Here is a 24,433-nt window from a genome sequence, read left to right on the forward strand (position 1 = left end):
TGTAGCTTACAGAAAAAGGCTTTTTTGGTCCACCGCTAATGAGCCTTAAAGGCAGGGGAATGCGACAGGACGTCGCTTAGCGGGTAAAAACGGGGCCTAAGCATAAGCTTGAGGCCCCGTTTTAGCTACTGATCAGTGCAGATCCAGCACATCGCGCATGTCGTACAGACCAGACGTACGACCTTCCAACCAGAGCGCAGCACGTACCGCGCCCTTGGCAAACGTCATACGACTGGAGGCTTTGTGCGTGATTTCCAGGCGCTCACCTTCAGTGGCGAACAACACGGTGTGATCACCCACTACATCGCCGCCACGCACCGTCGCAAAACCAATGGTGTCACGCGCACGCGCACCGGTATGGCCTTCGCGACCGTACACCGCCACTTTCGACAGATCTCGGCCCAGCGCATCGGCAATCGCCTCACCCATGCGCAGCGCGGTGCCCGACGGCGCATCGATCTTGTGGCGATGATGAGTCTCGATGATCTCGATATCCGCCTCATCCCCCAGCACGCGAGCAGCCAGATCCAGCAGCTTGAGCGACAGGTTCACACCGACACTGAAGTTGGCAGCGAAGACGACAGGAATATCTTTGCCCGCTTCCACCAACAACTGCTTCTGCTCAGCCGTCAAACCCGTGGTGCCGATCACCATGGCCTTGCCCGCCTTGCGGCAGAAGGCCAGGTTTTTCAGCATCACGTCCGGCAGAGTGAAGTCGATCAGCACGTCGAACTCGTCCGCCACCTGCTCCAGATTGCCGGACAACGACACACCGATGCGCCCCAACGAGGCCAACTCGCCGGCATCCGCACCAATCAACGTGCTGCCCGGACGAACGATCGCAGCGGTCAGCCCGGAAGCCGGCGAGCGCTGCTGCACCGCCTCGACCAGCGTCTTGCCCATGCGCCCGGCAGCGCCCATTACGGCTATACGTCGCATACTCAATTCCTTACAGGTCGCCGAAGAAGCGCTTCACGCCATCGAAAAAGCCCGCAGTCTTCGGAGAGTGAGAGTCGTCACCCTCCATCGAGCTGCGGAACTCTTCAAGCAATTCGCGCTGACGGCGGTTCAAGTTGACCGGAGTCTCTACCGCCACACGGCACATCAGGTCGCCAGCACCGCCACCGCGCACTGGCGCAACGCCTTTGCCACGGATACGGAACTGCTTGCCGGTCTGGGTGCCTTCAGGGATCTTGAGCTTGACCCGACCGTCGAGGGTCGGAATTTCCAGCTCGCCGCCCAAGGCTGCATCGACAAAACTGATCGGCACTTCGCAGAACAGGTGCTTGCCGTCACGCTGGAAGATCGAGTGCTCACGCACATTGATCACCACGTACAGGTCGCCCGTCGGACCGCCTTGAGTACCGGCCTCGCCTTCACCCGACAGACGAATGCGATCACCGGTGTCCACGCCCGCCGGCACTTTCACCGAAAGGGTTTTGTACTCTTCGACACGACCTTCGCCGTGGCACGAGTCGCACGGATCGGAAATGATCTTGCCCTGGCCATGGCAGCGCGGGCAGGTCTGCTGCACCGAGAAGAAGCCTTGCTGCATGCGCACCTGGCCAATACCGCCACAGGTAGGGCAGGTAATCGGCGAAGAGCCTTTTTTGGCCCCCGAACCATCGCACGGTTTGCAGTTGACCAGCGTCGGCACACGGATATTGACGCTGGTGCCGCGCACGGCTTCTTCCAGGTTCAATTCCAGGGTGTAGCGCAAATCGCTGCCACGCTGGGCGCCGCCACGCTGACCACCGCGGCCACCACCGAAGAAGTCGCTGAACACGTCACCGAAGATATCGGAGAAGTTCTGACCGCCAAACCCGGCACCGCCGCCACCCATGCTCGGATCGACACCGGCATGGCCATACTGGTCGTAGGCCGCGCGCTTGTTGGGATCAGACAGACATTCGTAGGCCTCGTTGGCCTCTTTGAACATTTCTTCGGATTCTTTGCTATCCGGATTACGGTCCGGGTGGTGCTTCATCGCCAGGCGACGGTAGGCCTTCTTCAGGTCCGCCTCGCTGGAGCCGCGCTCCACACCCAACACTTCGTAATAGTCACGCTTTGCCATAAGTCTTTGCACTCTTATAGGACGTTCAGCCAGACCCTCCTGAGCCTTGCCAAACTCGTTGAGCCCCAATACAGGCCCGGACCCAACTCACGTCAATTCAACGATCCTGGTCATTACTACTTTTAGCCAGGTACCCGGCCAAAAATGCGGTATTTACTGCTCGGAAAGCAGGAGCATTCCCGATCACACCGCCAGCATCCGAACGCTGTCGCATGCTGTAAAAATTCGCATACCCCAGACACGCCAACGCGGGAGCAAGCTCCCGCGCGGCGACATCCTACCAGTCACCGCTTGATAGCGGTCAACCGGGCGACCAACTTACTTCTGGTCTTTGACTTCTTCGAACTCGGCATCGACAACGTCGTCGTGCTTGGCTTCAGGCTCAGCCTGTTGCGCAGCACCGTCAGCTGGCTGACCTTGTTCGGCGTACATTTTCTGCGCCACTGGAGCGGAGACTTTCGACAGCTCTTCGATCTTGGCTTCGATAGCGGCCTTGTCGTCGCCTTTGACAGCGGCTTCCAGGGCAACCACAGCAGCTTCGATTGCAGTCTTCTCTTCAGCAGTCACTTTATCGCCGGCATCAGCGACCATTTTGCGTGTCGAGTGAACCAGTGCATCACCCTGGTTACGGGCGCCAGCCAGTTCGGCAAACTTGGCATCCGCATCAGCGTTGGCTTCAGCATCACGGATCATCTGTTGAATTTCTTCATCAGACAGACCGGAGTTGGCCTTGATGGTGATCTTCTGCTCTTTGCCAGTTGCCTTGTCTTTCGCGCCGACGTGCAGGATGCCGTTGGCGTCGATGTCGAAGGTCACTTCGATTTGTGGCACGCCACGTGGTGCTGGTGGAATCTCGGCCAGGTCGAACTTGCCCAGGGACTTGTTCTGAGCAGCCTGCTTACGCTCACCTTGCAGCACGTGAATGGTCACAGCGCCTTGGTTGTCATCGGCAGTCGAGAACACTTGCGATTTCTTGGTAGGAATCGTGGTGTTTTTCTCGATCAGCGCGGTCATCACGCCGCCCATGGTTTCGATACCCAGGGTCAGCGGGCTGACGTCCAACAGCAGCACGTCTTTCACGTCGCCGGCCAATACCGCACCCTGGATGGCAGCACCCATGGCAACCGCTTCGTCCGGGTTCACGTCTTTACGTGCTTCTTTACCGAAGAACTCGGTCACTTTCTGCTGAACCAGTGGCATACGGGTCTGACCGCCCACCAGGATCACGTCGTTGATGGAACCAACGTCGATACCGGCGTCTTTCAGCGCGATGCGGCAAGGTTCGATGGTGCGCTGAACCAGGTCTTCAACCAGCGCTTCCAACTTGGCGCGAGAAATCTTCACGTTCAAGTGCTTAGGACCGGTGGCATCTGCAGTGATGTACGGCAGGTTCACGTCGGTCGACATGCTCGAGGACAGCTCGATCTTGGCTTTCTCGGCAGCTTCTTTCAGGCGCTGCATCGCCAGCGGATCACCCTTGAGGTTCATGCCGCTTTCTTTCTTGAATTCGTCAACGAGGTAATCGATCAGACGAATGTCAAAGTCTTCACCGCCCAGGAAAGTGTCACCGTTGGTGGCCAACACTTCGAACTGGTGCTCGCCGTCAACTTCAGCGATCTCGATGACCGACACGTCGAACGTACCACCGCCCAGGTCATAAACGATCACAGTGTGGTCGCCTTTGGCCTTGTCCATACCGTAAGCCAAGGCAGCTGCGGTAGGTTCGTTGATGATACGTTTTACGTCCAGGCCCGCGATGCGGCCGGCGTCTTTGGTCGCCTGGCGCTGGCTGTCGTTGAAGTAAGCCGGAACGGTGATCACCGCTTCGGTCACAGCTTCACCCAGGTAGTCTTCGGCGGTCTTCTTCATCTTTTTCAAGACTTCAGCCGAGATCTGCGGTGCCGACATTTTGTTGCCATTTACTTCAACCCAGGCGTCACCGTTGTCAGCCTTGGCGATTTTGTAAGGCACCATCTTGATGTCTTTCTGTACGACTTCTTCGTCGAACTTACGACCGATCAGACGCTTTACCGCGTACAGGGTGTTGTGCGGGTTGGTCACAGCCTGACGCTTGGCCGACTGACCAACGAGGATCTCGCCATCATTTGCGTAAGCAATGATCGACGGCGTGGTACGCGCGCCTTCGGCGTTTTCGATTACTTTGGCTTTGCCGTTTTCCATGACGGAGACACAGGAGTTGGTGGTCCCCAGGTCGATACCGATAATTTTGCCCATGATTTACTCTCCCGAAACTTGAATTTGGTTGCCGCAGCAGTGGTGGCTAACTGCGGTAGCACTTAAACGCTTGACTTATAGATGGGGGCTTTGCAGCGTATTTCAAGCCTGCTCATCAATAGAAGGCGAAACCGGTGCAGGCGCCTTGCTCACGACGACCATCGCCGGGCGCAGCAGGCGACCATTGAGCAGATAACCCTTCTGGAACGTTTTGAGCACGCTGTTTGGCTCCAGGTCATGGCTTTCCTGCATGGCCATGGCTTGGTGATGCTCAGCGTTGAACGGCTCGCCGCCTTGTGGATCGATCGCTTCCAACTGATAACGCTTCAGGGTGTCCTGGAACATTTTCAGGGTCAGTTCGATCCCTTCGCGCATCGGGCGGATGTTTTCGTCGTCCGGGTTGGACAATTCAAGGCCACGCTCCAGGCTGTCGATAATCGGCAGCAAGTCATTGGCGAATTTTTCCAACGCGAATTTGTGAGCCTTTTCTACATCCTGCTCGGCACGGCGGCGGACGTTCTGCAGATCAGCGGCAACACGCAAAGACTGGTCCTGCGCAGCGGCCAATTGCTCTTCGAGCACTTGCACACGAGTCGCCAGCTCATCGCCGACAGCCGAATTGGCGTCTGGAGTTTGCGTATCCTGCGTCTGTTCGTCAGCCATAGTTTTCTCCTTTCAAAATCATGCGCGAACTCAACTCGCGCTTCTGTTCCGGTATATGGGGCCACAATTTCCAGGTTCAAGGGCGCAGGCGTTACCAAAAGTCTTTCGACTGACCTTCATCAATTCCTGCGTGGTCATTCCTGGTTGCGCTTAAAAATATCCAGATTCAAGCAAATCGAGCTAAGCACCAGGATTGTCAGCGCCGGACAAAACACTGTATAAATAACCAGACCTAAAGCCTGGGAGCGGCCGTCATGCTCGTGCACCTGTCCGTACATAACTACGCCATCGTTGAACACCTGGATCTCGAACTGGATCGCGGGATGAGCGTAATCACAGGCGAAACCGGCGCCGGCAAGTCGATCATGCTCGACGCTCTGGGCTTGACCCTGGGTGATCGCGCTGACAGTGGCGTGGTGCGCCCCGGCGCGGACAAGGCCGACATCCTGGCCACCTTCGACCTGGCGGATATTCCCGAGGCTGAGGCCTGGCTGGCCGAACGCGACCTTAATAATGAAGGCCCGTGCATCTTGCGACGGGTCATCACGGCGGAAGGCCGCTCACGCGGGTATATCAACGGTACGCCCTGCCCGCTTGGCGATTTAAAGGCCCTGGGCGAACTGTTGATCGATATCCACAGCCAGCATGAACATCAGTCCCTGCTGAAAACCGATACCCATCGCCGCCTGCTCGATGAGTACGCCGGCGCCACAGACCTGGCCCGCCAGGTGCAACTCGCCGCCCAGCGCTGGCGCCAGACTCGCCAGGAACTGGAGCGACTCTCCAACTCCGGCGATGAGCAACGTGCTCGCCACCAATTGCTCAGCTATCAGCTCGAAGAGCTGGAAAGCCTGGGCCTGGGCGAGACCGAACTGGAGCAGCTTGAGCAGGAACACAAGAACCTCACCAACGCGGAAACCCTGCTGGGCATTTGCCGCCAGGTGGTGGAGCAATGCAGTGAGAGTGACTCCGGCAATGTGCTCAATGCACTGACCGCCAGCCTCAATCGCCTCTCTAGCGTGAACAGCGCCTCCGGCTCGTTGAGCGAGGCCACCACCTTGCTGACCAGCGCACAGATTCAAGTAGAGGAAGCCGTCGGCGAGTTGAATCGCTTCCTGGACCACTTCGATGCCGACCCGGCGCGCCTGCAGGAGATAGAAGAACGCCTCGACACCATCTATACCCTGGCGCGCAAACATCGCATCCAGCCCACCGAAGTGGCGACGATGCAGCAAAAGCTGCTGGATGAAATCGAGACCCTGAACGCCAACGATGAATCCATCGAGCGCCTGGGCGACGAGCTTGCCTCTTTCGCTCGCCACTATCAGGAGAAGGCGCGCGAACTCAGCGACTTGCGCCAGCAAGCAGCGACGAGCCTAGCCAACGCAGTGGAACTAGAGATCCAACGCCTGGGCATGCCTGGCGGGCGCTTTACCATTGAATTGCGCACCAACGCCAGTAACGAACTGCAGCCCCACGGGCTGGAGCAGGTCGAGCTACTGGTCAGCGCCAACCCTGGGCAGCCGCTCAAAGCGCTGGCAAAAGTGGCCTCCGGCGGTGAGCTGTCGCGCATCAGCCTGGCCATCCAGGTGATCACTGCGCAAACCTCTCGGGTGCCAACGCTGGTGTTTGACGAAGTTGATGTGGGGATTGGTGGGCCGACGGCAGAAATTGTTGGCCAGTTGTTGCGACGCCTGGGGGATAGAGGCCAGGTGCTGACAGTCACCCACTTGCCGCAAGTGGCGGCCCAGGGGCATCAACACCTGTTTGTACACAAGGTACGCGGCAGCGATGCCACACACACAGCCGTGTCCAAGTTGAATAAGTCGGAACGCGTTGAAGAAGTGGCGCGCATGCTTGGCGGGATCGACTTGACCAAGGAGTCGTTGGCGCATGCGAAGAAAATGGTCGTGGCAGCAAAGGCCTGACCGGGCAGTTTTCCTTCATTATAGAAAGCACGAAGGCGACCCTGAGGTCGCCTTCGATCGTTTTGCAGAGAAAATCTGCAGCGCTTGTTACTTTTTCTTACGGATGTACAGGACCAGATTATGGTCAACCAGATCGAAGCCATGTTCCTCAGCAATCTTGTGCTGCAGCGCTTCGATTTCCGGGCTGGTGAACTCGATAACCTCATTGGTATCCAGGTCAACCATGTGGTCGTGATGACCACCGTCAGCCAGTTCAAATACTGCATGACCGCCGTCGAAATTATGACGAACCACCAGCCCTGCGGCTTCAAACTGGGTCAGTACACGGTAAACCGTGGCCAGGCCGACGTCCTCGTTAGACTCCATCAGCGCCTTGTAGACATCCTCGGCACTCATGTGACGCTGCTCAGCAGAATCGAGCATTTGTAGAATCTTGACTCGTGGCAGAGTCACTTTGAGACCGGCTTTGCGTAGTTCGCTATTTTCAACCATGGTTAGCTTTCTCGCGGATGCTGCTTCGCAGCTTCTCTTAATACGGGTATGATCGGCGTTTACGTTGTCCCAGCCAAGATAGTGGAAGTCGCCCACCGATGCAAAACACCAAGCTCTTGCTAACCAGTTTCACCTTTGTGGGACTGCTCGCACTCGCCGGTTGTTCATTCCCCGGGGTTTACAAAATCGACATCCAGCAGGGCAATGTCGTCACGCAGGACATGATAGACCAGTTACGCCCCGGAATGACCCGACGGCAAGTACGGTTTATCATGGGTAACCCCCTGCTGACCGACACTTTCCATGCCGATCGCTGGGATTATCTCTACAGCCTCCAGCCTGGTGGCGGTGAACGCCAACAGGAGCGCGTCAGCGTCATTTTCAATGGCAATGACCAGCTTGTCAGCCTGTCCGGTGACTTCATGCCCGGCGTGAGCCGTGATGAAGCCTTGCTCGGCAAGGACAACGGCACCAACGTCACTGCGCCTGCGCAGGAAGGCGAGAAGCCGAAATCCGAAGTACCGGCCAAGCCAGGCTCTCTGCTCGACAAGATCCAGAAAGACGTCGATGGCGTGGAAACGGTCCCCGTCCCAACGCCACAACCTCTGGACACCAGCCCGCAGTAAGTGTGCGGAGCTCAACAAAAAGCCCGGCATGCCGGGCTTTTTGTTGCCTGCCATTTGGCCGACCTAGGAGTTCTGCTGCTTGGTCAGCGCCGCCTTGGCTGCGCGCAACCTGCGTATTTCTTTAGGGTCTGCCAGCAAGGGGCGGTAAATCTCAATGCGATCACCCGCCTGCACACTACGCACTTCAGCGTCCGCGACCACCTTGCCGAATATACCCAAAGCGCAATCAGCCAGATCCAACTCGGGAAAGTGCGCTGCGATGCCCGATGCCTTTACCGCCATGCGCAGGCTGGTGCCAGCCGGCACCGTGACCGCCAGCAGCATCTGGCGATCCACGGCGGCGTACACCACTTCAATCTCAACCATGCAGTTGCTTGGCTCGCTGACAGAATGCATCCACCAGGGTATTGGCCGCCTGATTGAACAAAGGCCCCAGCGTCGCGCGCACGATAGGCCCGGCGTAATCAAAGGAAAGATCCAGGCTGATCTTGCAGGCCTTGTCCGTCAGCGCCTTGAAAACCCACACTCCATGCAACTGAGTGAAAGGTCCCTCCTGCAAATTCATTTCAATGGATTTCCCAGGCACCAGCACATTGCGCGTCACAAAATGCTGGCTCAGGCCGCCCTTCGCCACCCCGACACTAGCGACCATGTGCTCATCACTGCTTTCCAGCACCTCGGCCGTTGAGCACCACGGCAGGAATTCCGGGTAACGCGCCACGTCGTTGACCAGGTCATAGAGCGCCTGTGCCGGATAGGGCAGCAGCGCCGAACGTTGAATATGCGTCGTCATGTGTGCGTTATTTCCACTGCTGAGGCAAAACATCGCGAAAGAAGAGCCCGATCCGCGAAAGAAAAAAACCAGATAACTGCCCGCATTGTCCGGGATTCGTCCAACACGCTCAAGCACGCAGGTTGACCGTAGCCGACAGCCTCGCAACTCCCTATAATGCCGCCCCTATGGCTAAACAAAAGAAACACCCTACAGGGACCATCGCGCAAAATAAAAAGGCGCGACACGATTACTTCATCGAACATCGGTTCGAGGCTGGTCTGGTCCTGGCCGGCTGGGAAGTAAAGAGTCTGCGTGCCAGCAAGCTGCAACTGGTCGACAGTTATGTACTGCTCAAGGACGGCGAGGCATGGCTGCTTGGCAGTCATATCACCCCGCTGACCACCGCGAGCACCCACGTGATTGCCGATCCGGTGCGCACGCGTAAGCTGCTGCTCAATGCCCGCGAACTGGAAAAGCTCGCTGCCGCCGTACAGCAGAAGGGCTATGCCTGCGTCTGCCTGTCCTGGTACTGGAGCAAGCACCTGGTCAAGTGCGAGATCGCCTTGGGCAAGGGCAAGAAGGAATACGACAAGCGCGATACCGAGCGTGAACGCGACTCCAATCGCGAACTGCATCGCGCCGTGCGCAATAAGGGCAAGGAAGACTGATCCTTGCTGTGATGTAGCCTTGGGAGTCGCCCTTGGCTACATCCCCTTGCGCCGCTCCGCACGCGCCACGCGCTGAACTTCCTGACGCACTTCTTCCAACACTTCCTGCACATACAGCAGGTGACGTGTTGAGACATCCCGCGCCTGCTCCGCCCGCCCCTCGATAATCGCCAGGTACAGATCCCGATGCTGACTGATCAGCATGTCGCGGGTTTCCGTTCGCTGCTGATACATGCCGCCGATGTTGGTCACCACGTTACGCTTCAGCAAATCGAATAGACCGCGAATGGTGTGCAGCAACACGGCGTTATGGCTGGCCTCGGCAATAGCCAAGTGAAACCGCGCATCCGCCGCGCCCTCCTCGGCCCGACTCACCTCATCGGACCGGGTGTAGCAATCCTGTAGTGCTTCGAAGGCCGCCGTAAGCCGCTCGCGATCAACCTCCGTCGCGCGCAACGCAGCGTAGTAGGCGCAAGAGGCCTCAAGGGTTTGACGGAACTCCAGCAGATCACGCTGAGCCTCGGGGTTGTTCTCCAACAGGTGCAACAGCGGATCACTGAACGTGGAACCCAAGGATTCGGCCACGTAGTTACCACCGCCCTGGCGGCTGACGAGTAAACCTTTGGCTGACAGTTTCTGGATTGCTTCGCGCAAAGAAGGTCGCGACACCCCGAATTGCTCAGCCAACGCGCGTTCGGCCGGCAAGCGCTCGCCCGACTTCAGCGTGCCCTCAAGGATCATGCCCTCAAGCTGCTCGACGATGTCATCGGACAAACGGCGCTGACGCACCTGATCAAACCCCATCACTTACTCCCCACCATCCCGACCACGCGCCGGGCCTCTATTCTCGCCTATCACAGCGCTTGCAGCACCTATCAGAACGCCCTCATTTCAGCCGATCAGCACACCCTGCCCACTCACTTACGACCAAAGTTTCGCGGGCGGCAAATTGACACACCCCCGCCAAGGCTTTTACTCTAGCCCACAGCGATTGTAAATTGGTAATACCAATTATCCAAGCTGACCAAACAACAACAATCAGGGGCCACCCCACTATGCAAACCTGGCAACAGCTCTACAGCCCACTCGGCAGCCTCGGCCTGTCCGCATTGGCGGCCGTTATTCCGATCGTATTCTTCTTCCTTGCCCTGGCCGTATTTCGCCTCAAAGGCCATGTGGCCGGCAGCATCACCCTGGCGCTGTCGATATTGGTAGCGATCTTCGCCTTCCAGATGCCCGTGGACATGGCACTGGCCGCCGCCGGTTACGGTTTTGCCTACGGCCTGTGGCCCATCGCCTGGATCATCGTCGCGGCGGTGTTCCTCTACAAACTCACAGTCAAAAGCGGCCAGTTCGAGATCATCCGCAGCTCGGTCCTGTCGATCACTGACGACCAACGTCTGCAAGTGCTGCTGATCGGCTTCTGCTTCGGCGCCTTCCTCGAAGGTGCGGCCGGTTTCGGCGCGCCTGTGGCGATCACCGCGGCACTGCTGGTCGGCCTGGGTTTTAACCCGCTGTACGCCGCAGGCCTGTGCCTGATTGCCAACACCGCTCCCGTAGCCTTTGGTGCGCTGGGCATCCCGATTATCGTTGCAGGCCAGGTGACCGGCATCGACGCATTCAAGATCGGCGCCATGACCGGCCGCCAACTGCCGCTGCTGTCGCTGTTCGTGCCGTTCTGGCTGGTGTTCATGATGGACGGCGTGCGTGGCGTACGTGAAACCTGGCCGGCTGCGCTGGTCGCCGGTTTGAGCTTTGCCATCACCCAGTACTTCACCTCCAACTTCATCGGCCCGGAACTGCCGGACATCACCTCGGCCCTGGCCAGCCTGATTTCCCTGACGCTGCTCCTGAAAGTCTGGCAGCCAAAACGCACCGCAGGCGCACAAATCGCTGGCGCTACTTCCAGCGCCGCAGTCACTGCCAGCGCCGGTGGCTTCGGCCTGCCACGCAACACCATCGTCTCGCCCTACAGCCTCGGGCAGATTTTCAAGGCCTGGTCGCCGTTCCTGATTCTCACCGTGCTGGTCACTATCTGGACCCTCAAGCCGTTCAAGGCGATGTTCGCCGCCGGCGGCTCGATGTACAGCTGGGTGTTCAACTTCGCGATCCCGCACCTGGATCAACTGGTGATCAAGGTCGCGCCAATCGTGACCAACCCCACCGCGATCCCGGCCGTGTTCAAACTGGACCCGATTTCGGCGACCGGCACTGCGATTTTCTTCTCTGCGCTGGTCTCGATGCTGGTACTGAAAATCGACATCAAGACTGGTCTTACCACTTTAAAAGAGACCTTCTACGAACTGCGCTGGCCGATCCTGTCGATCGGGATGGTGCTGGCCTTCGCCTTTGTTACCAACTACTCCGGCATGTCCTCGACCATGGCACTGGTTTTGGCCGGTACCGGCGCGGCCTTCCCGTTCTTCTCGCCTTTCCTCGGCTGGCTGGGGGTTTTCCTGACGGGCTCTGATACCTCGTCCAACGCCCTGTTCAGTTCGCTGCAAGCCACCACCGCGCATCAGATCGGCGTCAACGACACGTTGCTGGTCGCCGCAAATACCAGTGGTGGCGTCACCGGCAAAATGATCTCGCCACAATCCATCGCCGTGGCGTGCGCCGCTACCGGCCTGGTGGGCAAAGAGTCCGACCTGTTCCGCTTTACTCTCAAGCACAGCCTGTTCTTCGCCACCATCGTCGGGCTGATCACCCTGGCCCAAGCCTACTGGTTCACCGGTATGCTGGTGCACTAAGACCTGCACGTAATGCCGCCGGATACGATTCCGGCGTCAGCTATTTCTGGAGGACCGATGAGCCTGCCTGCTGCCTTTCTGAGCGACGTCGCACAACTGATCCCGAAAGATCGACGTTTCGACGACCCACTTTCCACCCTCGCTTTCGGCACCGATGCCAGTTTTTACCGACTGATCCCACAACTGGTGATCCGCGTGGAGTCAGAAGACGAAGTCGTCGCCTTGCTGCAACTGGCTCAACGCGACCACATACCGGTGACCTTCCGCGCCGCCGGCACCAGCCTGTCCGGGCAAGCCATCAGCGATTCGGTACTGATCGTACTGGGCGACAACTGGAATGGCCGCGAGATTCGCGGGCAAGGCACGCAAATTCGCCTGCAACCCGGTGTGATCGGCGCCCAGGCCAATGCGTGGCTGGCGCCGTTCGGGCGCAAGATCGGGCCGGACCCGGCGTCGATCAACGCCTGCAAGATCGGCGGAATCGTCGCCAACAATGCCAGCGGCATGTGCTGCGGCACCGCGCAGAACACCTACCACACCCTGGCCGGCATACGCCTGGTGCTGGCTGACGGCAGCCGCTTGGATACCGAAGACGCCACCAGCGTTAAGGCGTTTCGCGAACAACACAGCAAACTGCTTGAGCGGCTGGCGACATTGGGTCGCGAGACGCGGGAAAATACCGAATTAGCGGCCAAAATTCGCCACAAGTACCGTCTGAAAAACACCACCGGGCTGTCGCTCAATGCCCTGGTGGATTTCGATGAACCGCTGGATATCCTCAGCCATCTGCTGGTGGGTTCCGAGGGCACCCTTGGTTTTATCAGTGCAGTCACCTACGACACAGTGATCGACCACCCGCACAAAGCCTCGGCGTTGATTGTGTTTCCCGATGTCGAGACCTGCTGCAACGCGGTCACCGTGCTCAAAACCCAGCCAGTCTCGGCCGTGGAGCTGCTGGACAGACGCAGCATGCGCTCGGTACAAAACAAGCCAGGCATGCCGGCTTTCGTACAGCAACTTTCGGAAAATGCCTGCGCCCTGTTGATCGAGTCCCGCGCGGCATCATCGACTTTGTTGCATGAGCAACTGACGCTGATCATGGCCTCCCTGGCCTCATTCCCGGTAGAAAAACAGGTCGATTTCACCGAAGATCCCACCGAGAACGCGCGCCTGTGGGCAATCCGCAAAGACACCTTCCCTGCCGTCGGCGCCGTGCGCAAAACCGGCACCACCGTGATCATCGAAGACGTGACCTTCCCGGTTGAGCAACTGGCAATCGGCGTCAATCGTTTGATCGCACTGTTCGACAAACATCACTACGACGAAGCGATCCTTTTCGGACATGCGCTGGAAGGCAATCTGCACTTCGTGTTCACCCAAGGCTTCAACAGCGCGGAAGAAGTCACACGCTACCAAGCGTTCATGGACGACGTAGCGCAACTGGTGGCGGTGGAGTTCGGAGGTTCGCTTAAAGCCGAACACGGCACCGGGCGCAATATGGCGCCGTTCGTGGAACTGGAATGGGGCAGCGACGCCTATCAATTGATGTGGCAACTCAAACGCCTGCTCGACCCCAACGGCATCCTCAACCCGGACGTGGTGCTCAGCGAAGACCCGCAAATCCACCTCAAGCACCTCAAGCCGCTACCCGCCGCTGATGAGCTTGTGGATAAGTGCATTGAATGCGGCTTCTGCGAACCAGTGTGCCCGTCGAAAGGCCTGACCTTGAGCCCGCGCCAGCGCATTGTGATCTGGCGAGACATTCAGGCGAAGAAACGCGCCGGTGTCGACACCACTGAGTTGGAAGCTGCGTATCACTATCAGGGCATCGACACCTGCGCCGCGACCGGCCTCTGCGCTCAACGCTGCCCTGTGGGAATCAATACCGGCGACCTGGTGAAAAAACTGCGCAGCCGCGACGCCGACCGTACGAAAACCGCCGAGTGGCTCGCCACCCACTTCTCCACCGCCCTGCAAGGCGCGCGTTTTACCCTGCATGTGGCCAATGGCGCTCGGATGCTGCTCGGCGCACCGCGTCTGACGAAGCTATCGGCCCGCGTGACCCAGCTGTCCAAGGGGCAAATCCCGCAGTGGACCAACGCCATGCCGCAGCCGGAAAAAGCCATCCGTTTCAGCCCGGCAGTGACGGACGAACGGCCACGGGTGGTCTACCTGGCCGCCTGCGTTTCACGTGCCATGGGCCCGGCAGCGGGGGATAAAGAACAAATGTCGCTGTACGACAAAACCCGTGGCCTGCTGGAAAAAGCCGGTTACCAAGTCGTGTTCCCCGACAATCAGGACAGCCTGTGCTGCGGTCAGCCTTTCGCCTCCAAAGGTTACGCCGAACAGGCCGAACACAAGCGCCAGGAACTGATCGGCGCCCTGCTCCACGCCAGCCGTGGCGGGCTTGACCCGATCTACTGCGACACCAGCCCCTGCACCCTGCGCCTGGTGCAAGACTTGGGCGAAACGCGCCTGGACCTTTACGACCCCGTACGGTTTATCCGCACCCACCTGATGGACCGCCTCGACTTCACGCCCCAGGAAGCACCCATCGCCGTGCACGTCACCTGCAGCACCCAACACCTGGGCGAAAGCCAGGCCCTGATCGACCTGGCCCGGCGCTGCTCCAACACGGTGGTCATTCCGGAAGGCATTCATTGTTGCGGGTTTGCCGGTGACAAGGGCTTCACCACGCCGGAACTCAACGCCCACTCACTGCGCACACTAAAAGAAGCGGTGCAATATTGCAGCGAAGGCATCTCCACCAGCCGCACTTGCGAGATCGGCTTGAGCCAGCACGGCGGTATTGATTATCACGGGTTGGTCTACCTGGTTGACCGAGTCACCCAAGCCCGCGCTCATTAATCCTGCAAAAAAACAGAACCCCTGCGCGCCGGCGTAGTCATCTGCATAGGCCTCGACAAACGAGGCTCATCAGTGATGTCGCTGGCAGCCGTTGAACGCCAGCAGCGTCGAGCCCTTTTGCGCAAGGAGATACCCTATGAAGCGTTCCGCTCTTGCTGGCTTGTTCATTACCGCTGCGATGCTGGCTTCCCCTGCTTTTGCGGCGGGCGATAAAGACCTGTGCCAGATCAACCTGGACAAAATCAACAACGGTAAAGCGCTGCTCGCCACTGACACCAGCGGCAAAAGCGGCGAGATAGACACTGCCGTGTCCTCGGCCAAGGCCGCCCACGCAGCTGGGGATGACAAGAAGTGCATCGAGATCACCTCAAAGGCACTGCAAGACCTGCAGAACAGCGAAAAAGGCGGCCAATAGCCCGATCAGTCACGGAAGGACAACCTTCGGGTTGGCCTTCCGTGACGGTTTGGCGTACACTGCAAAGGCTTGTCACTCACTATGAAACAACGAGTTACAAGCACGGGGCCGTTTAGGATTCGACGCCGGTTGCGAAACTTTAGGTGCATGCCGAGTTGGTAACAGAACTCGTAAATCCACTGTTGCAACTTCTTATAGTTGCCAATGACGAAAACTACGGCCAGGAATTCGCTCTCGCTGCGTAAGCAGCCTTAGCCCTGAGCTTCTGGTACCTTCGGGTCCAGCAATCACCAGGGGATGTCTGTAAACCCAAAGTGATTGTCATATAGAACAGAATCGCCGTGCAGTACGTTGTGGACGAAGCGGCTAAAACTTACACAACTCGCCCAAAGCACCCTGCCCTTCGGGTCGCTGAGGGTTAACTTAATAGAAACGGCTACGCATGTAGTACCGACAGCGGAGTACTGGCGGACGGGGGTTCAAATCCCCCCGGCTCCACCACTTCAACATCTAAAGACGTCCACGGACGTCTTTTTTTGTGCCTGCGATCCAGTAAATACGCGGCCTCCAGCGCTTTTATGGTCTTTTGAGAGTTTTTAAGTTCCAGCCATTCGGGTATTCCAGACGGTATTCCAGGCCATCCGGTGCTAATCTTTGGAATACCAAATCAGAGCCTGAGGAAAATCTCATGCCTGCTCAAACCCTCCGCCTCTCCGATCGGCAGCTCAAGGGAGCCAAACCCGCGTCCAAGGATTACGTCCTCACTGACGGTGATGGTTTGCAGCTCCGCGTACGCAGCAACGGCTCGTTGCTTTGGAATTTCAACTACCGCGAACCGGTGACCAAAAAGCGCATCAACATCGGCTTCGGGACCTACCCTGAACTGTCACTGGCGAACGCACGAAAGAAGGCAGTCGAAGCGCGCGAGCTGCTCGCCCAGGGCATCGATCCGAAGGTGCAGCGCAATACGCTGAATGAAGCCAAGCGCGCAGAAACAGAACACACCTTCGAGAACGTGGCCTCCGCCTGGTTCGAGCTTAAGAAAGACTCGGTCACGCCGGCCTACGCTGAAGACATTTGGCGGTCGCTCACGCTACATGTGCTTCCCGACTTGAAGACGACGCCACTCGCGAAAATCACCGCGCCGATGGTGATCGAACTGCTTCGTCCAATCGAAGCGAAAGGCAGCCTGGAGACGGTCAAGCGTCTTAGTCAGCGGCTTAACGAGATCATGACCTACGGGGTGAACTCTGGTCTGATCTTCGCCAACCCACTCAGCGGTATCCGAGCGGTATTCAAGAAGCCTAAGAAAGAGAACATGGCTGCGCTTCCGCCCGAAGAGCTCCCGGAGCTCATGCTGGAGATCGCGAACGCCAGTATCAAACGCACGACCCGCTGCCTGATCGAATGGCAGTTGCACACCATGACTCGCCCTGCCGAGGCGGCGACTACTCGCTGGGCTGACATCGACTTTGAAAGACGTGTCTGGACTATCCCACCGGAGCGGATGAAGAAGCGTCGCCCACACAGCATTCCGTTGAGTGATCACGCTGTCGCTCTGTTGGAGTCACTGAAAACTCACAGCGGCCATCGCGAATTCGTCTTCCCGGCAGACAGAAATCCACGTACCCACGCCAATAGCCAAACCGCCAACATGGCGTTGAAACGCATGGGGTTCCAGGATCGGTTGGTCAGCCACGGCATGCGCTCGATGGCCAGCACCATCTTAAATGAGCATGGCTGGGACCCGGAGCTGATTGAGTTTGCACTGGCGCATGTCGACAAGGATGAGGTGCGGAGCGCCTACAACCGAGCCGACTACATTGAGCGACGACGCCCGATGATGGCCTGGTGGAGCGAGTACATCCAAAAGGCCGCCACCGGCAGCCTGCTCGCCTCAGCATATGGCCAAGCCAGAGACAGGAACGTGGTGCCGATCCGCTAGCGCTGTACAGATGCCATAACGGCAGCGACAACAACTGTGCGCTCAAGATTCGGGGCAAGCAGCCTCGTTTATCCGTTTGTAAGCGCGGGTCCATCCAAACAGGGCTGCAAAGCCGCCCTGTTTGGATGGACCTCACCTAAAAAATCAAAAGCACCAAATCCGCCACTGGAAACCACGGTGTTCCGTACACGCCCAGTACCATTTTCAATTGCAATTCCATGCGAGGCTCATCGCTTGACCCTCTCGGATTGCGAGCGTAGAAAAGACAGTGCAAAGGCTGTCGTTGACAGCACCCCAGGTGACCCGAACCTTCAAGGTCACGCCGCTCTCGCGGTGGTTCTCCCCTAATGGCGATTCGCGTCCGGCAGCTCGCCCGGTCACCTCCTCGGTGATGGATGCCTACTTCAGATCATGGCCCTCGTGCGCCAGACGACACTTCCTACTTCGCTGCCCTGCAGCAACCTATCCGCTTGGCCGAATATTGCGCCAACCTGCGCCCGTCTCTTTCTCCTGGAAAGAGACGGGCGCTCCTACCACTGCTGCAGCTCCTATAGAACGGGGCTTTGCCGCAACGCTCCTCGTGACAATCGGCGTGACAAACACCGAAGTCACCAGCAACAGCGATGCAGATGATGATGCCGCAGACCATGGATTGGACTGCACCTGGCTGACAGCCAGGCATGCCCCTGTCATCGCATCGCTGCCTTCATCCGGCTCAGGATCTCGCGGCGCTGGTCTCGTCAGCCAGTGCAGCCTCCACCCGCCCACCGGTAACGGTGCTAAGGAGGCCGGATCATGAGATGCCCTTGCTCCCGGTCGTAAGGAGCCGCCAGTCCCGCGTTAGAGGATATCCCCACAGGTCGCAGGGGCCTTGATCCCTGATAACACTCAACATTCTTGGCGGGATGACGTGGGGCGAGGATTGGAGATCGAAAGATTAGGTGAGCGATATGGCATTGGTGGGTAGACGCGATGGCCGCAATTTCGGCTACGGCAGGCAATTGAGCTACGCAGGACCTCAGGCGCTGATAGACATGTTCGGCGGTGGCCACTACGGCACGGTCAAAGCGCACTGTGATCGGTGGCAGGCATTCGTCAAATGGTGCCGTTCCGAACAGGGGCCCGGTATCAATGATGCGCGGCAGATTGATCGGAAGGTGTTGGCCGACTATGCAGCGTATCTGCGCGACGTGGTTCGGCGGGGTGAACTCGCCATCAGCACCGCACAAAATCGGCTATCCAGCGTTAACAGGACCATGGCGGCGCTTCGCGGTGATCAGTACGTGAAGTTGCCAAGTCCGAGCAAGGCGTTGGGTATGCAACGCACCGGGGTTCGCCAGTCTGTGCCACAGGGCCAGGACCGCAAGCAGGTTATGCAGATCGTCGATGCACTTTGCCGCCAACATCAGCTACGCGCCGCCGCGATCGTTCTGCTGGCGCGAGCAACCGGCATGCGCTTGCGTGAGGCCATCTTGGCTGATCTGCCTCGGCTAAGTCATGAGGCTAACGACCTAGGCAGTATAAACATTCAGGATGGCACTAAAGGCGGCCGCGCCGGCGCCTCGGCGCCACGTTGGATTGCGGTGGACGACCATGTTCGAGGTGCACTTGGGTTTGCACGGCAGGTGTCGCCGGCGGATAGCCGCAACCTGATTGAGCCAAACGAAAGCTACCTGGATTTTCTGCAACAAATTATCCGCCCTGCGCGGTACATCCTGCAAACACACCACCTTAAAGGCTTCCACGAGCTACGAGCAGCATACGCATGCGAGCGCTATGAGCAAATCACCCAACACCGTGCGCCTATCAATGGTGGCCAATGTTGTCAGATAGATAGCAACCTAGATCGTGAGGCCCGGAGGCAAATCAGTTATGAGTTGGGGCACGGTCGGGTAGACGTGGTCGCTGCCTACATTGGAGCGCGCGCATGACTAAGCCATTCGATATGGATTTGTTCTTGGCTGGTGTACTGACCGGGTCGCACGCCACGCGGCAACGCCATCTGCGGCAGGCGAAAATCATTCAAGCTGAAATCACTGAGCGCTGGCAGCGAGATACGCCATGGGCTTGGCAGAGAAAGCATCTGGATTGGTTTTTGAAGAATCACTTGGAACAGCGTGGTGACTACACACGATATTATTATGTGCTCACCGTCAGATTGATCGCTCGACGCTTAGGGGCGTCGTGGGTTTTCGGTCTTTGAGCAGAGACGGGCCCTCCCCCGAAACCGGCCGCATTCGACCCAGGCGGTGAAAATGCAAACGCTTCCTGAAAGATCGTGCTCCTTAGTGAAATCTGAAAAGGCTGGCTACTCAGCCAATCTAGAAATCACTTGGGAGCGTGAAATTGTAGGTTGTTTTTTTAACCAGTCTTATCGCTCCGGGGTTTTCACACAGCCCAGACCCAAAGGGGCCGTTCGCAAATATCAGCATTTGCCTAAAAAACCTATAGGCATCCGAAGGAGAAGTGCTCGGTGAAGGTCGCGAGCTGGATGCCATCAAAAGGCCGCCATTCTAGTAAAGTCGGGTTAGCATACCGCTGTCAAAAAATTGGAAACGTATGCTATGGAACGCTATTTTCACGTGCAACAGTGCTTTCATGCCGTAGGGCACGGCACATTTTTCACCGGATTGGTATGGGATGAGGCCCGAAGGACGCCGGTGTTCAGTTGGGCATATGACTGCGGCTCCAAGAGCACCACCAGCCTCACCGCGGCTCTAGATGCCGTGAACTCCTCGCCTTTCATCCCCGACCTGATTGATCTATTAGTCATATCTCACTTTGATAATGATCATGTTAACGGAGTGAAGGACCTTTTACAGTCAAAACAAATCCGTTGGCTCGCTGTACCTTACTTGGACTTGTTCCAACAAGCGGAACAAATTGCAATCGGGGACGCGTCATCTTGTTCTGCTTCCACGGCTCTATTTCAGCACGACCCTGTGAGGTGGCTGAAAGTCAACGGCCTCTCTGAACAGGTCAATACAATCATATTCGTCAAAGGTGGTTCTGAAACAAAGACTCCGGATGACGGCCAGAAACCAGATACCCCTCATGGCCCCTTGCCCAAGCCTGAAGGTGCTGAACCTTCGTCTCTTAATGAAATGAATGGCGAAGTAACCTATCCGAATTCATTGGAAGATTTATTTCAGCACCCAGCCATTACTAAGAAATCCGGTATCGCAACAATGGAGCTGAGTCACTCAGTCAGCTTCGGTCTCGGTGAAGTCCCCATTGAGTTTAAGTTTTTTAATTCGAACCAGCCAGATCTCTTTGAGATTGAATCAGGAACGCGGGTGGCACGAATATCGCGGGCACCGATCGAAGTTGTGCAGGCTGAGCTTGAAATAGCTTTGAAGGCCTCTGGGCTTGATAACCCTGCAACGATTGATCGGAAGTGGAGATTTAGATTTAAAGAGGTTTATGAACGCCATTTCGGTCGTTCCGGCATGCAAAAAAACAACATTTCATTGTGTCTCATGGTACAGCCTATCATTGAGGTTGAATCGTGCGGCTTGTTTCCTAACCATGAAAGCATTCTGCATGACTCCCCCAAAAAAACTGATGGCTCAAGCTTGCAGCGGAGTGGCTTACTTTGTCTGGGAGACCTAAAAATAGACTTCCCTACTATTTCATCCATGCAGTGCCATTATGGAATTGATCGCTGGGATAATTTGGCTGTTGTGCAGGTACCTCATCACGGATCTAAAGACTCTTGGACACCTGGCGTCGCGGCTAAATTTGCGTCAGACCATTTTGTTCACTGCGTGCCTGAACGTTCTGGTGGCTATTTTCCGCACAAGTTTGTGAGTGATGATCTAAATAGCCTCCCTACCGCTAAGGTCCATAGAGCCGACTATAGGAATTCGGTAACTCTCAATTACCACTTCCCTCATTGCCCCGTCTAAGCCGAGAGTAGGCAGCAGAAGTCTTTTCTGGTGATACACATAACTTAAACAGCACACCAATCGATTGTACCGCTGTAGGGCTTCACCTCTCTTGCGCTGAGCGTACGTAAGCGCTCAGCGCGATCTCCTTGCGTTGATTGGTAGCTTGATACGCCCACATAAATGATGAGGCAGGTGATATTTCCAAACAGGGGCGAAGATTGTCTGTGACTGGTTCAGGATCACGATCACCGGTATCACTGGCTCGCTTCATGACTTTCCTGAATGACGGCTATTGGCTGATTCTGTTGAAAAAGTCGGATTTTTCAGACTGCCCGCATACTGACCGCTGAAAACGCCTTTTTTTGCGCGCCGCTACGCGAAATCTGAGCCTGGAATCGCCTGCTCAAAGTAAAGATTTCAATCTCAAGCACGTATGTTTTTATCAGAGAAACCATGGCCGACTTTTTCAACAGAATCGGCTGTATGATGCCGTTCGCGAGCGGCCTCAGCGAAGCGCAGACCTAGCGATACCTACCCCTGCGAACCTTCTAAAATGCAAACATCAGGCAGAGCGTTCGGAGCTTTGTATTCATAACGCTCATCGTCAAAGCAGCGCCGCCGTTCATAACTCAGTTCCACCAAACGAAATAATTAGCTTATTTATAGCGACCCTTTGAGATACGCTAAAAGACCTCCAAACTCCAGCCCCTCGAGATCCCTGTCTTCTCAATAATAAACCGTTCTTCTGGTGCCGTTTTAGGGTTGAAAACAGAAGCAACTGACTTAGTTTCTCAAACATCGACTGAAACAACGCAGCGTGCAGACCCGGTATTACTATCTGCTCACTGTTCGGTTGATTACTCGACGCCTAGAAATGAAATGGGGTTTCTACCTTCGAGCGAAAACTGGAGCTCCAATGCGACCAAAGACGAGGCATCGCCTTCAGCGCGCATTGAGAGCTCGAAGAGTTATGCCTCACAACCCATCTGCGGCCTTCTATTTCAAAACCACTCACTCATATGTCCGTACCCATAGACAAACGCCAGCTTTCGGGCCCTGGTCAGACTGACGTAAATGAGCGCACGCTCCTCGTTTTCCTTCTGACGTCTGGTCACCAGATCAGCTGCCTGGCTAACCACGAAGTCCAGGGGGACCAAACCCTTATTCACAGAGAGGATGAATACCGCATCAAATTCAAGCCCCTTCACCCGGTGCATGGTCGCCAGGTTGATGGCACCATCAGGGGTGGAGGCACTGTCACGATCCAGCATATGACAGCGCAGGCCACAGCTCTCGAATGTAGCTTGAATTTCTAGTAATTCCTTGCGGGTACGAGCGATCACGCAGCAATTGTCAGAGGCCAAATCATTGGCCTGAAGGTCCCCTATGACCTGTCGTACCTGCTCAGCCATACCGGCAAAACTCCTGATGACCGGACTAGGTCCGTGCATCAGCGAATGGTAATAAGCGTTGGTATCCTCGCCGCCATCAAGATCGTCCACGGACACACCCTCAAGCACACTAACCGCGACCTTTCGGGTTTCATCCGTAGTACGGTAGTTCACTTTGAGGCGGGAACTGCGACCTCGAATATCGATACCGCATTGGCCCAATATCACCTTGTTCTTGCCATAAATGCGCTGGTGCCCATCCCCGACAATGAACAAATCGTTAGAACTCGGAGGTACCAGAGCACGAATCAGCATGAATGCCTGGGTGCCCATATCCTGCGCCTCATCCACGATAACCGCGCACAGCTCCGGTCGGAGCTCAGCGCGGCCTTCAAGCAGCCGGCGCGCATCGCGATAAGCGTCATCCGGTTCTTTGAGGTAATTGCTCGACAGCAGATGTCGGTAGCGTTCAAACACAGGCCAGATATCGATACGCTGCTGCCTATTCAGTGGCGTGCCGCGACCGATACGTGAAGCGGTCTTGAACTCATCGGCAGTCATGATCGATAGGGGCTGAACCACCCTCGCCCATTCTTCCTGGAAGAACGCCAGACTCAGCTCAGAGCCAGCCGGCTTGTCGGAGTAAGCCTGCTCCCAGAGTTGCCTTTCCTGCTGGGCATTCATCAAAAGCCCATAGTCATAACCCTGCTTCTTCAGGAAGCTGATTACCCAAGCATCCAGGTTGATTACCTCGATACGCTCGCGTTGTGCCGGGCTGCAAATCTTGTTTAGATTTTGCTGAATATCCGTCGCTAGGTTGCGAGTAAAGGTGGTGAACAGCACCTTATTATCTGGATTCGCCACATGCTCGGCCAGCCATTTTGCACGATGCATGGCCACTACGGTCTTGCCAGTACCGGCACCGCCCAGCACTCGCACCGGGCCATTCTTCTTGCCTTCCACCAAGCGCCGCTGCGCCGGGTGGAGAAAAACCCGCCATTTCTCCAGCGACTGATTGAGCACCTCCTGTAGCGCCTCTTCATTTTCTGCCACAACAAAGCACGCGCGAGATTCGGGGCGCGCCAATGCCGTAGTGAAGTCGTCGGTATCCACCTGCTGTGTAACTACCGGAACAACCTCGTTGAAAGCCTCTTCGAAGCTGGCGCCAGCCATCAACATGAATAATCCATCATGTACATCTGCCGGGATCTGCTCATTTAGGCGCGCCGTTTCCAGATCAGCCTCGATCTTCATACTACGCACTAGTGGCAAGGCCTCCTCCGGAACTCCCAACTGAGTCAGCTGACGATCACGGATGGAATCAAACAGCCCAGGCTGTGCAACCATGGCAGGCTGTTCGGGCGCCACCAACTCTTGCTCCTGGACAGTAAATACTTGCAGACTGCCTGTGTTGGGGTTGATCTCGACCTTACGACGCGCCGCCCAAAAGTAAGCCTGCTCGTGGTGGTCTATGTAGAGCATCAGATATAAGTTCTGTTTCTCCACTGTTGCCAGGATGATTCGAACATCTTGGTTCACCCGGATCGAACGCAGTTTGTCATCCCTGAAAGCTGTCAGCTTTTCGTAGTGCAGACCGCCATGTTGCGGGTCCTGCTGGAACAGCATGACCGCCTTGTTAGCCTGAGCTTGCTCGTTCGGCGTGAGCTTCAACAGGCTGTCAAAATATTTGTCCGAAAACGCAACACTAACCAT

Annotated in this window: 19 protein-coding genes and 1 other RNA gene; 11 read left to right on the top strand and 9 right to left on the bottom strand. The window is 56.8% G+C overall.

Annotation, left to right across the window (positions count from 1 at the left end):
- Nucleotides 1-132 precede the first annotated feature (132 nt).
- The 4 genes from dapB to grpE form a co-directional block, all read right to left on the bottom strand.
- On the bottom strand, nucleotides 133-939 hold the full coding sequence (dapB, locus tag HX823_RS14400; protein ID WP_177075249.1) for a 4-hydroxy-tetrahydrodipicolinate reductase: 807 nt from the start codon (nucleotides 937-939) through the stop codon (nucleotides 133-135).
- Nucleotides 940-949: 10 nt separating this feature from the next.
- Nucleotides 950-2,074 carry a molecular chaperone DnaJ gene (dnaJ, locus tag HX823_RS14405; protein WP_016976814.1) on the bottom strand — a complete coding sequence of 375 codons (1,125 nt, stop codon included), beginning with the start codon at nucleotides 2,072-2,074 and terminating at the stop codon, nucleotides 950-952.
- A 318-nt stretch (nucleotides 2,075-2,392) separates the two neighbouring features.
- Nucleotides 2,393-4,309, bottom strand: coding sequence for a molecular chaperone DnaK (dnaK, locus tag HX823_RS14410; RefSeq protein WP_028617977.1), 1,917 nt, complete (start codon nucleotides 4,307-4,309; stop codon nucleotides 2,393-2,395).
- Between the two features lie 102 nt (nucleotides 4,310-4,411).
- A complete protein-coding gene (grpE, locus tag HX823_RS14415; protein ID WP_016976812.1) occupies nucleotides 4,412-4,972 on the bottom strand; it encodes a nucleotide exchange factor GrpE in 561 nt (186 codons plus the stop codon).
- A 254-nt stretch (nucleotides 4,973-5,226) separates the two neighbouring features.
- Between grpE and recN the strand changes: the two genes are divergently transcribed.
- A complete protein-coding gene (gene recN / locus HX823_RS14420) occupies nucleotides 5,227-6,900 on the top strand; it encodes a DNA repair protein RecN (protein WP_038843799.1) in 1,674 nt (557 codons plus the stop codon).
- 87 nt (nucleotides 6,901-6,987) lie between these two features.
- Here the strand turns inward: recN and fur are convergent, their stop codons facing one another.
- Nucleotides 6,988-7,392, bottom strand: coding sequence for a ferric iron uptake transcriptional regulator (fur, locus tag HX823_RS14425; RefSeq protein WP_003194220.1), 405 nt, complete (start codon nucleotides 7,390-7,392; stop codon nucleotides 6,988-6,990).
- A gap of 98 nt (nucleotides 7,393-7,490) precedes the next feature.
- Between fur and HX823_RS14430 the strand changes: the two genes are divergently transcribed.
- Nucleotides 7,491-8,018, top strand: a complete 528-nt coding sequence (locus HX823_RS14430; RefSeq protein ID WP_016976810.1) for an outer membrane protein assembly factor BamE — start codon at nucleotides 7,491-7,493, stop codon at nucleotides 8,016-8,018.
- Nucleotides 8,019-8,081: 63 nt separating this feature from the next.
- Here HX823_RS14430 and HX823_RS14435 read toward each other — a convergent pair whose 3' ends face one another.
- Together HX823_RS14435 and HX823_RS14440 are read right to left on the bottom strand one after the other, a co-directional pair.
- On the bottom strand, nucleotides 8,082-8,384 hold the full coding sequence (locus HX823_RS14435; protein ID WP_177075250.1) for an RnfH family protein: 303 nt from the start codon (nucleotides 8,382-8,384) through the stop codon (nucleotides 8,082-8,084).
- On the bottom strand, nucleotides 8,377-8,811 hold the full coding sequence (locus HX823_RS14440; RefSeq protein WP_005791512.1) for a type II toxin-antitoxin system RatA family toxin: 435 nt from the start codon (nucleotides 8,809-8,811) through the stop codon (nucleotides 8,377-8,379). Before HX823_RS14440 ends, HX823_RS14435 begins: the two co-directional genes overlap by 8 nt.
- 167 nt (nucleotides 8,812-8,978) lie before the next feature.
- Here HX823_RS14440 and smpB point away from each other — a divergent pair, with 167 nt between their 5' ends.
- Entirely contained in the window at nucleotides 8,979-9,461 is a 483-nt protein-coding gene (gene smpB, locus HX823_RS14445; protein ID WP_005791513.1) for an SsrA-binding protein SmpB, read from the top strand.
- 36 nt (nucleotides 9,462-9,497) lie between these two features.
- Here the strand turns inward: smpB and HX823_RS14450 are convergent, their stop codons facing one another.
- A complete protein-coding gene (locus tag HX823_RS14450; RefSeq protein WP_038843795.1) occupies nucleotides 9,498-10,265 on the bottom strand; it encodes a GntR family transcriptional regulator in 768 nt (255 codons plus the stop codon).
- A gap of 251 nt (nucleotides 10,266-10,516) precedes the next feature.
- On the opposite strand from HX823_RS14450, the gene HX823_RS14455 reads away from it, so the two are divergent.
- From HX823_RS14455 to HX823_RS14490, 8 genes are all read left to right on the top strand, one after another.
- Nucleotides 10,517-12,211, top strand: coding sequence for a lactate permease LctP family transporter (locus HX823_RS14455; RefSeq protein WP_177075251.1), 1,695 nt, complete (start codon nucleotides 10,517-10,519; stop codon nucleotides 12,209-12,211).
- Between the two features lie 57 nt (nucleotides 12,212-12,268).
- Entirely contained in the window at nucleotides 12,269-15,079 is a 2,811-nt protein-coding gene (locus HX823_RS14460; protein WP_177075252.1) for an FAD-binding and (Fe-S)-binding domain-containing protein, read from the top strand.
- 136 nt (nucleotides 15,080-15,215) lie between these two features.
- A complete protein-coding gene (locus HX823_RS14465) occupies nucleotides 15,216-15,494 on the top strand; it encodes a hypothetical protein (protein WP_033898249.1) in 279 nt (92 codons plus the stop codon).
- 104 nt (nucleotides 15,495-15,598) lie between these two features.
- Nucleotides 15,599-15,995: a transfer-messenger RNA gene (gene ssrA, locus HX823_RS14470) on the top strand.
- A 187-nt stretch (nucleotides 15,996-16,182) separates the two neighbouring features.
- The gene (locus HX823_RS14475) at nucleotides 16,183-17,439 is read left to right on the top strand and encodes an integrase domain-containing protein (RefSeq protein WP_177075253.1); all 1,257 of its coding nucleotides are present in this window, start codon (nucleotides 16,183-16,185) and stop codon (nucleotides 17,437-17,439) included.
- Between the two features lie 950 nt (nucleotides 17,440-18,389).
- Nucleotides 18,390-19,370, top strand: coding sequence for an integrase domain-containing protein (locus HX823_RS14480; RefSeq protein WP_177075254.1), 981 nt, complete (start codon nucleotides 18,390-18,392; stop codon nucleotides 19,368-19,370).
- A complete protein-coding gene (locus tag HX823_RS14485) occupies nucleotides 19,367-19,642 on the top strand; it encodes a hypothetical protein (protein ID WP_177075255.1) in 276 nt (91 codons plus the stop codon). Before HX823_RS14480 ends, HX823_RS14485 begins: the two co-directional genes overlap by 4 nt.
- A 361-nt stretch (nucleotides 19,643-20,003) precedes the next feature.
- Entirely contained in the window at nucleotides 20,004-21,347 is a 1,344-nt protein-coding gene (locus HX823_RS14490) for a hypothetical protein (protein ID WP_177075256.1), read from the top strand.
- A gap of 983 nt (nucleotides 21,348-22,330) precedes the next feature.
- Here the strand turns inward: HX823_RS14490 and HX823_RS14495 are convergent.
- A complete protein-coding gene (locus tag HX823_RS14495) occupies nucleotides 22,331-24,433 on the bottom strand; it encodes a UvrD-helicase domain-containing protein (protein ID WP_177075257.1) in 2,103 nt (700 codons plus the stop codon).

The organism is Pseudomonas sp. P7759, assembly GCF_013386445.1.
GTDB classification, from domain to species: Bacteria; Pseudomonadota; Gammaproteobacteria; order Pseudomonadales; family Pseudomonadaceae; genus Aquipseudomonas; species Aquipseudomonas azotoformans_A.

Excerpts from the sequence above, each read along its gene's own strand:
- dapB (WP_177075249.1), bottom strand. The coding sequence starts at position 939 with ATGCGACGTATAGCCGTAATGGGCGCTGCCGGGCGCATGGGCAAGACG.
- dnaJ (WP_016976814.1), bottom strand. The coding sequence starts at position 2,074 with ATGGCAAAGCGTGACTATTACGAAGTGTTGGGTGTGGAGCGCGGCTCC.
- dnaK (WP_028617977.1), bottom strand. The coding sequence starts at position 4,309 with ATGGGCAAAATTATCGGTATCGACCTGGGGACCACCAACTCCTGTGTC.
- grpE (WP_016976812.1), bottom strand. The coding sequence starts at position 4,972 with ATGGCTGACGAACAGACGCAGGATACGCAAACTCCAGACGCCAATTCG.
- recN (WP_038843799.1), top strand. The coding sequence starts at position 5,227 with ATGCTCGTGCACCTGTCCGTACATAACTACGCCATCGTTGAACACCTG.
- fur (WP_003194220.1), bottom strand. The coding sequence starts at position 7,392 with ATGGTTGAAAATAGCGAACTACGCAAAGCCGGTCTCAAAGTGACTCTG.
- HX823_RS14430 (WP_016976810.1), top strand. The coding sequence starts at position 7,491 with ATGCAAAACACCAAGCTCTTGCTAACCAGTTTCACCTTTGTGGGACTG.
- HX823_RS14435 (WP_177075250.1), bottom strand. The coding sequence starts at position 8,384 with ATGGTTGAGATTGAAGTGGTGTACGCCGCCGTGGATCGCCAGATGCTG.
- HX823_RS14440 (WP_005791512.1), bottom strand. The coding sequence starts at position 8,811 with ATGACGACGCATATTCAACGTTCGGCGCTGCTGCCCTATCCGGCACAG.
- smpB (WP_005791513.1), top strand. The coding sequence starts at position 8,979 with ATGGCTAAACAAAAGAAACACCCTACAGGGACCATCGCGCAAAATAAA.
- HX823_RS14450 (WP_038843795.1), bottom strand. The coding sequence starts at position 10,265 with ATGGGGTTTGATCAGGTGCGTCAGCGCCGTTTGTCCGATGACATCGTC.
- HX823_RS14455 (WP_177075251.1), top strand. The coding sequence starts at position 10,517 with ATGCAAACCTGGCAACAGCTCTACAGCCCACTCGGCAGCCTCGGCCTG.
- HX823_RS14460 (WP_177075252.1), top strand. The coding sequence starts at position 12,269 with ATGAGCCTGCCTGCTGCCTTTCTGAGCGACGTCGCACAACTGATCCCG.
- HX823_RS14465 (WP_033898249.1), top strand. The coding sequence starts at position 15,216 with ATGAAGCGTTCCGCTCTTGCTGGCTTGTTCATTACCGCTGCGATGCTG.
- HX823_RS14475 (WP_177075253.1), top strand. The coding sequence starts at position 16,183 with ATGCCTGCTCAAACCCTCCGCCTCTCCGATCGGCAGCTCAAGGGAGCC.
- HX823_RS14480 (WP_177075254.1), top strand. The coding sequence starts at position 18,390 with ATGGCATTGGTGGGTAGACGCGATGGCCGCAATTTCGGCTACGGCAGG.
- HX823_RS14485 (WP_177075255.1), top strand. The coding sequence starts at position 19,367 with ATGACTAAGCCATTCGATATGGATTTGTTCTTGGCTGGTGTACTGACC.
- HX823_RS14490 (WP_177075256.1), top strand. The coding sequence starts at position 20,004 with ATGGAACGCTATTTTCACGTGCAACAGTGCTTTCATGCCGTAGGGCAC.
- HX823_RS14495 (WP_177075257.1), bottom strand. The coding sequence starts at position 24,433 with ATGGTTAGTGTTGCGTTTTCGGACAAATATTTTGACAGCCTGTTGAAG.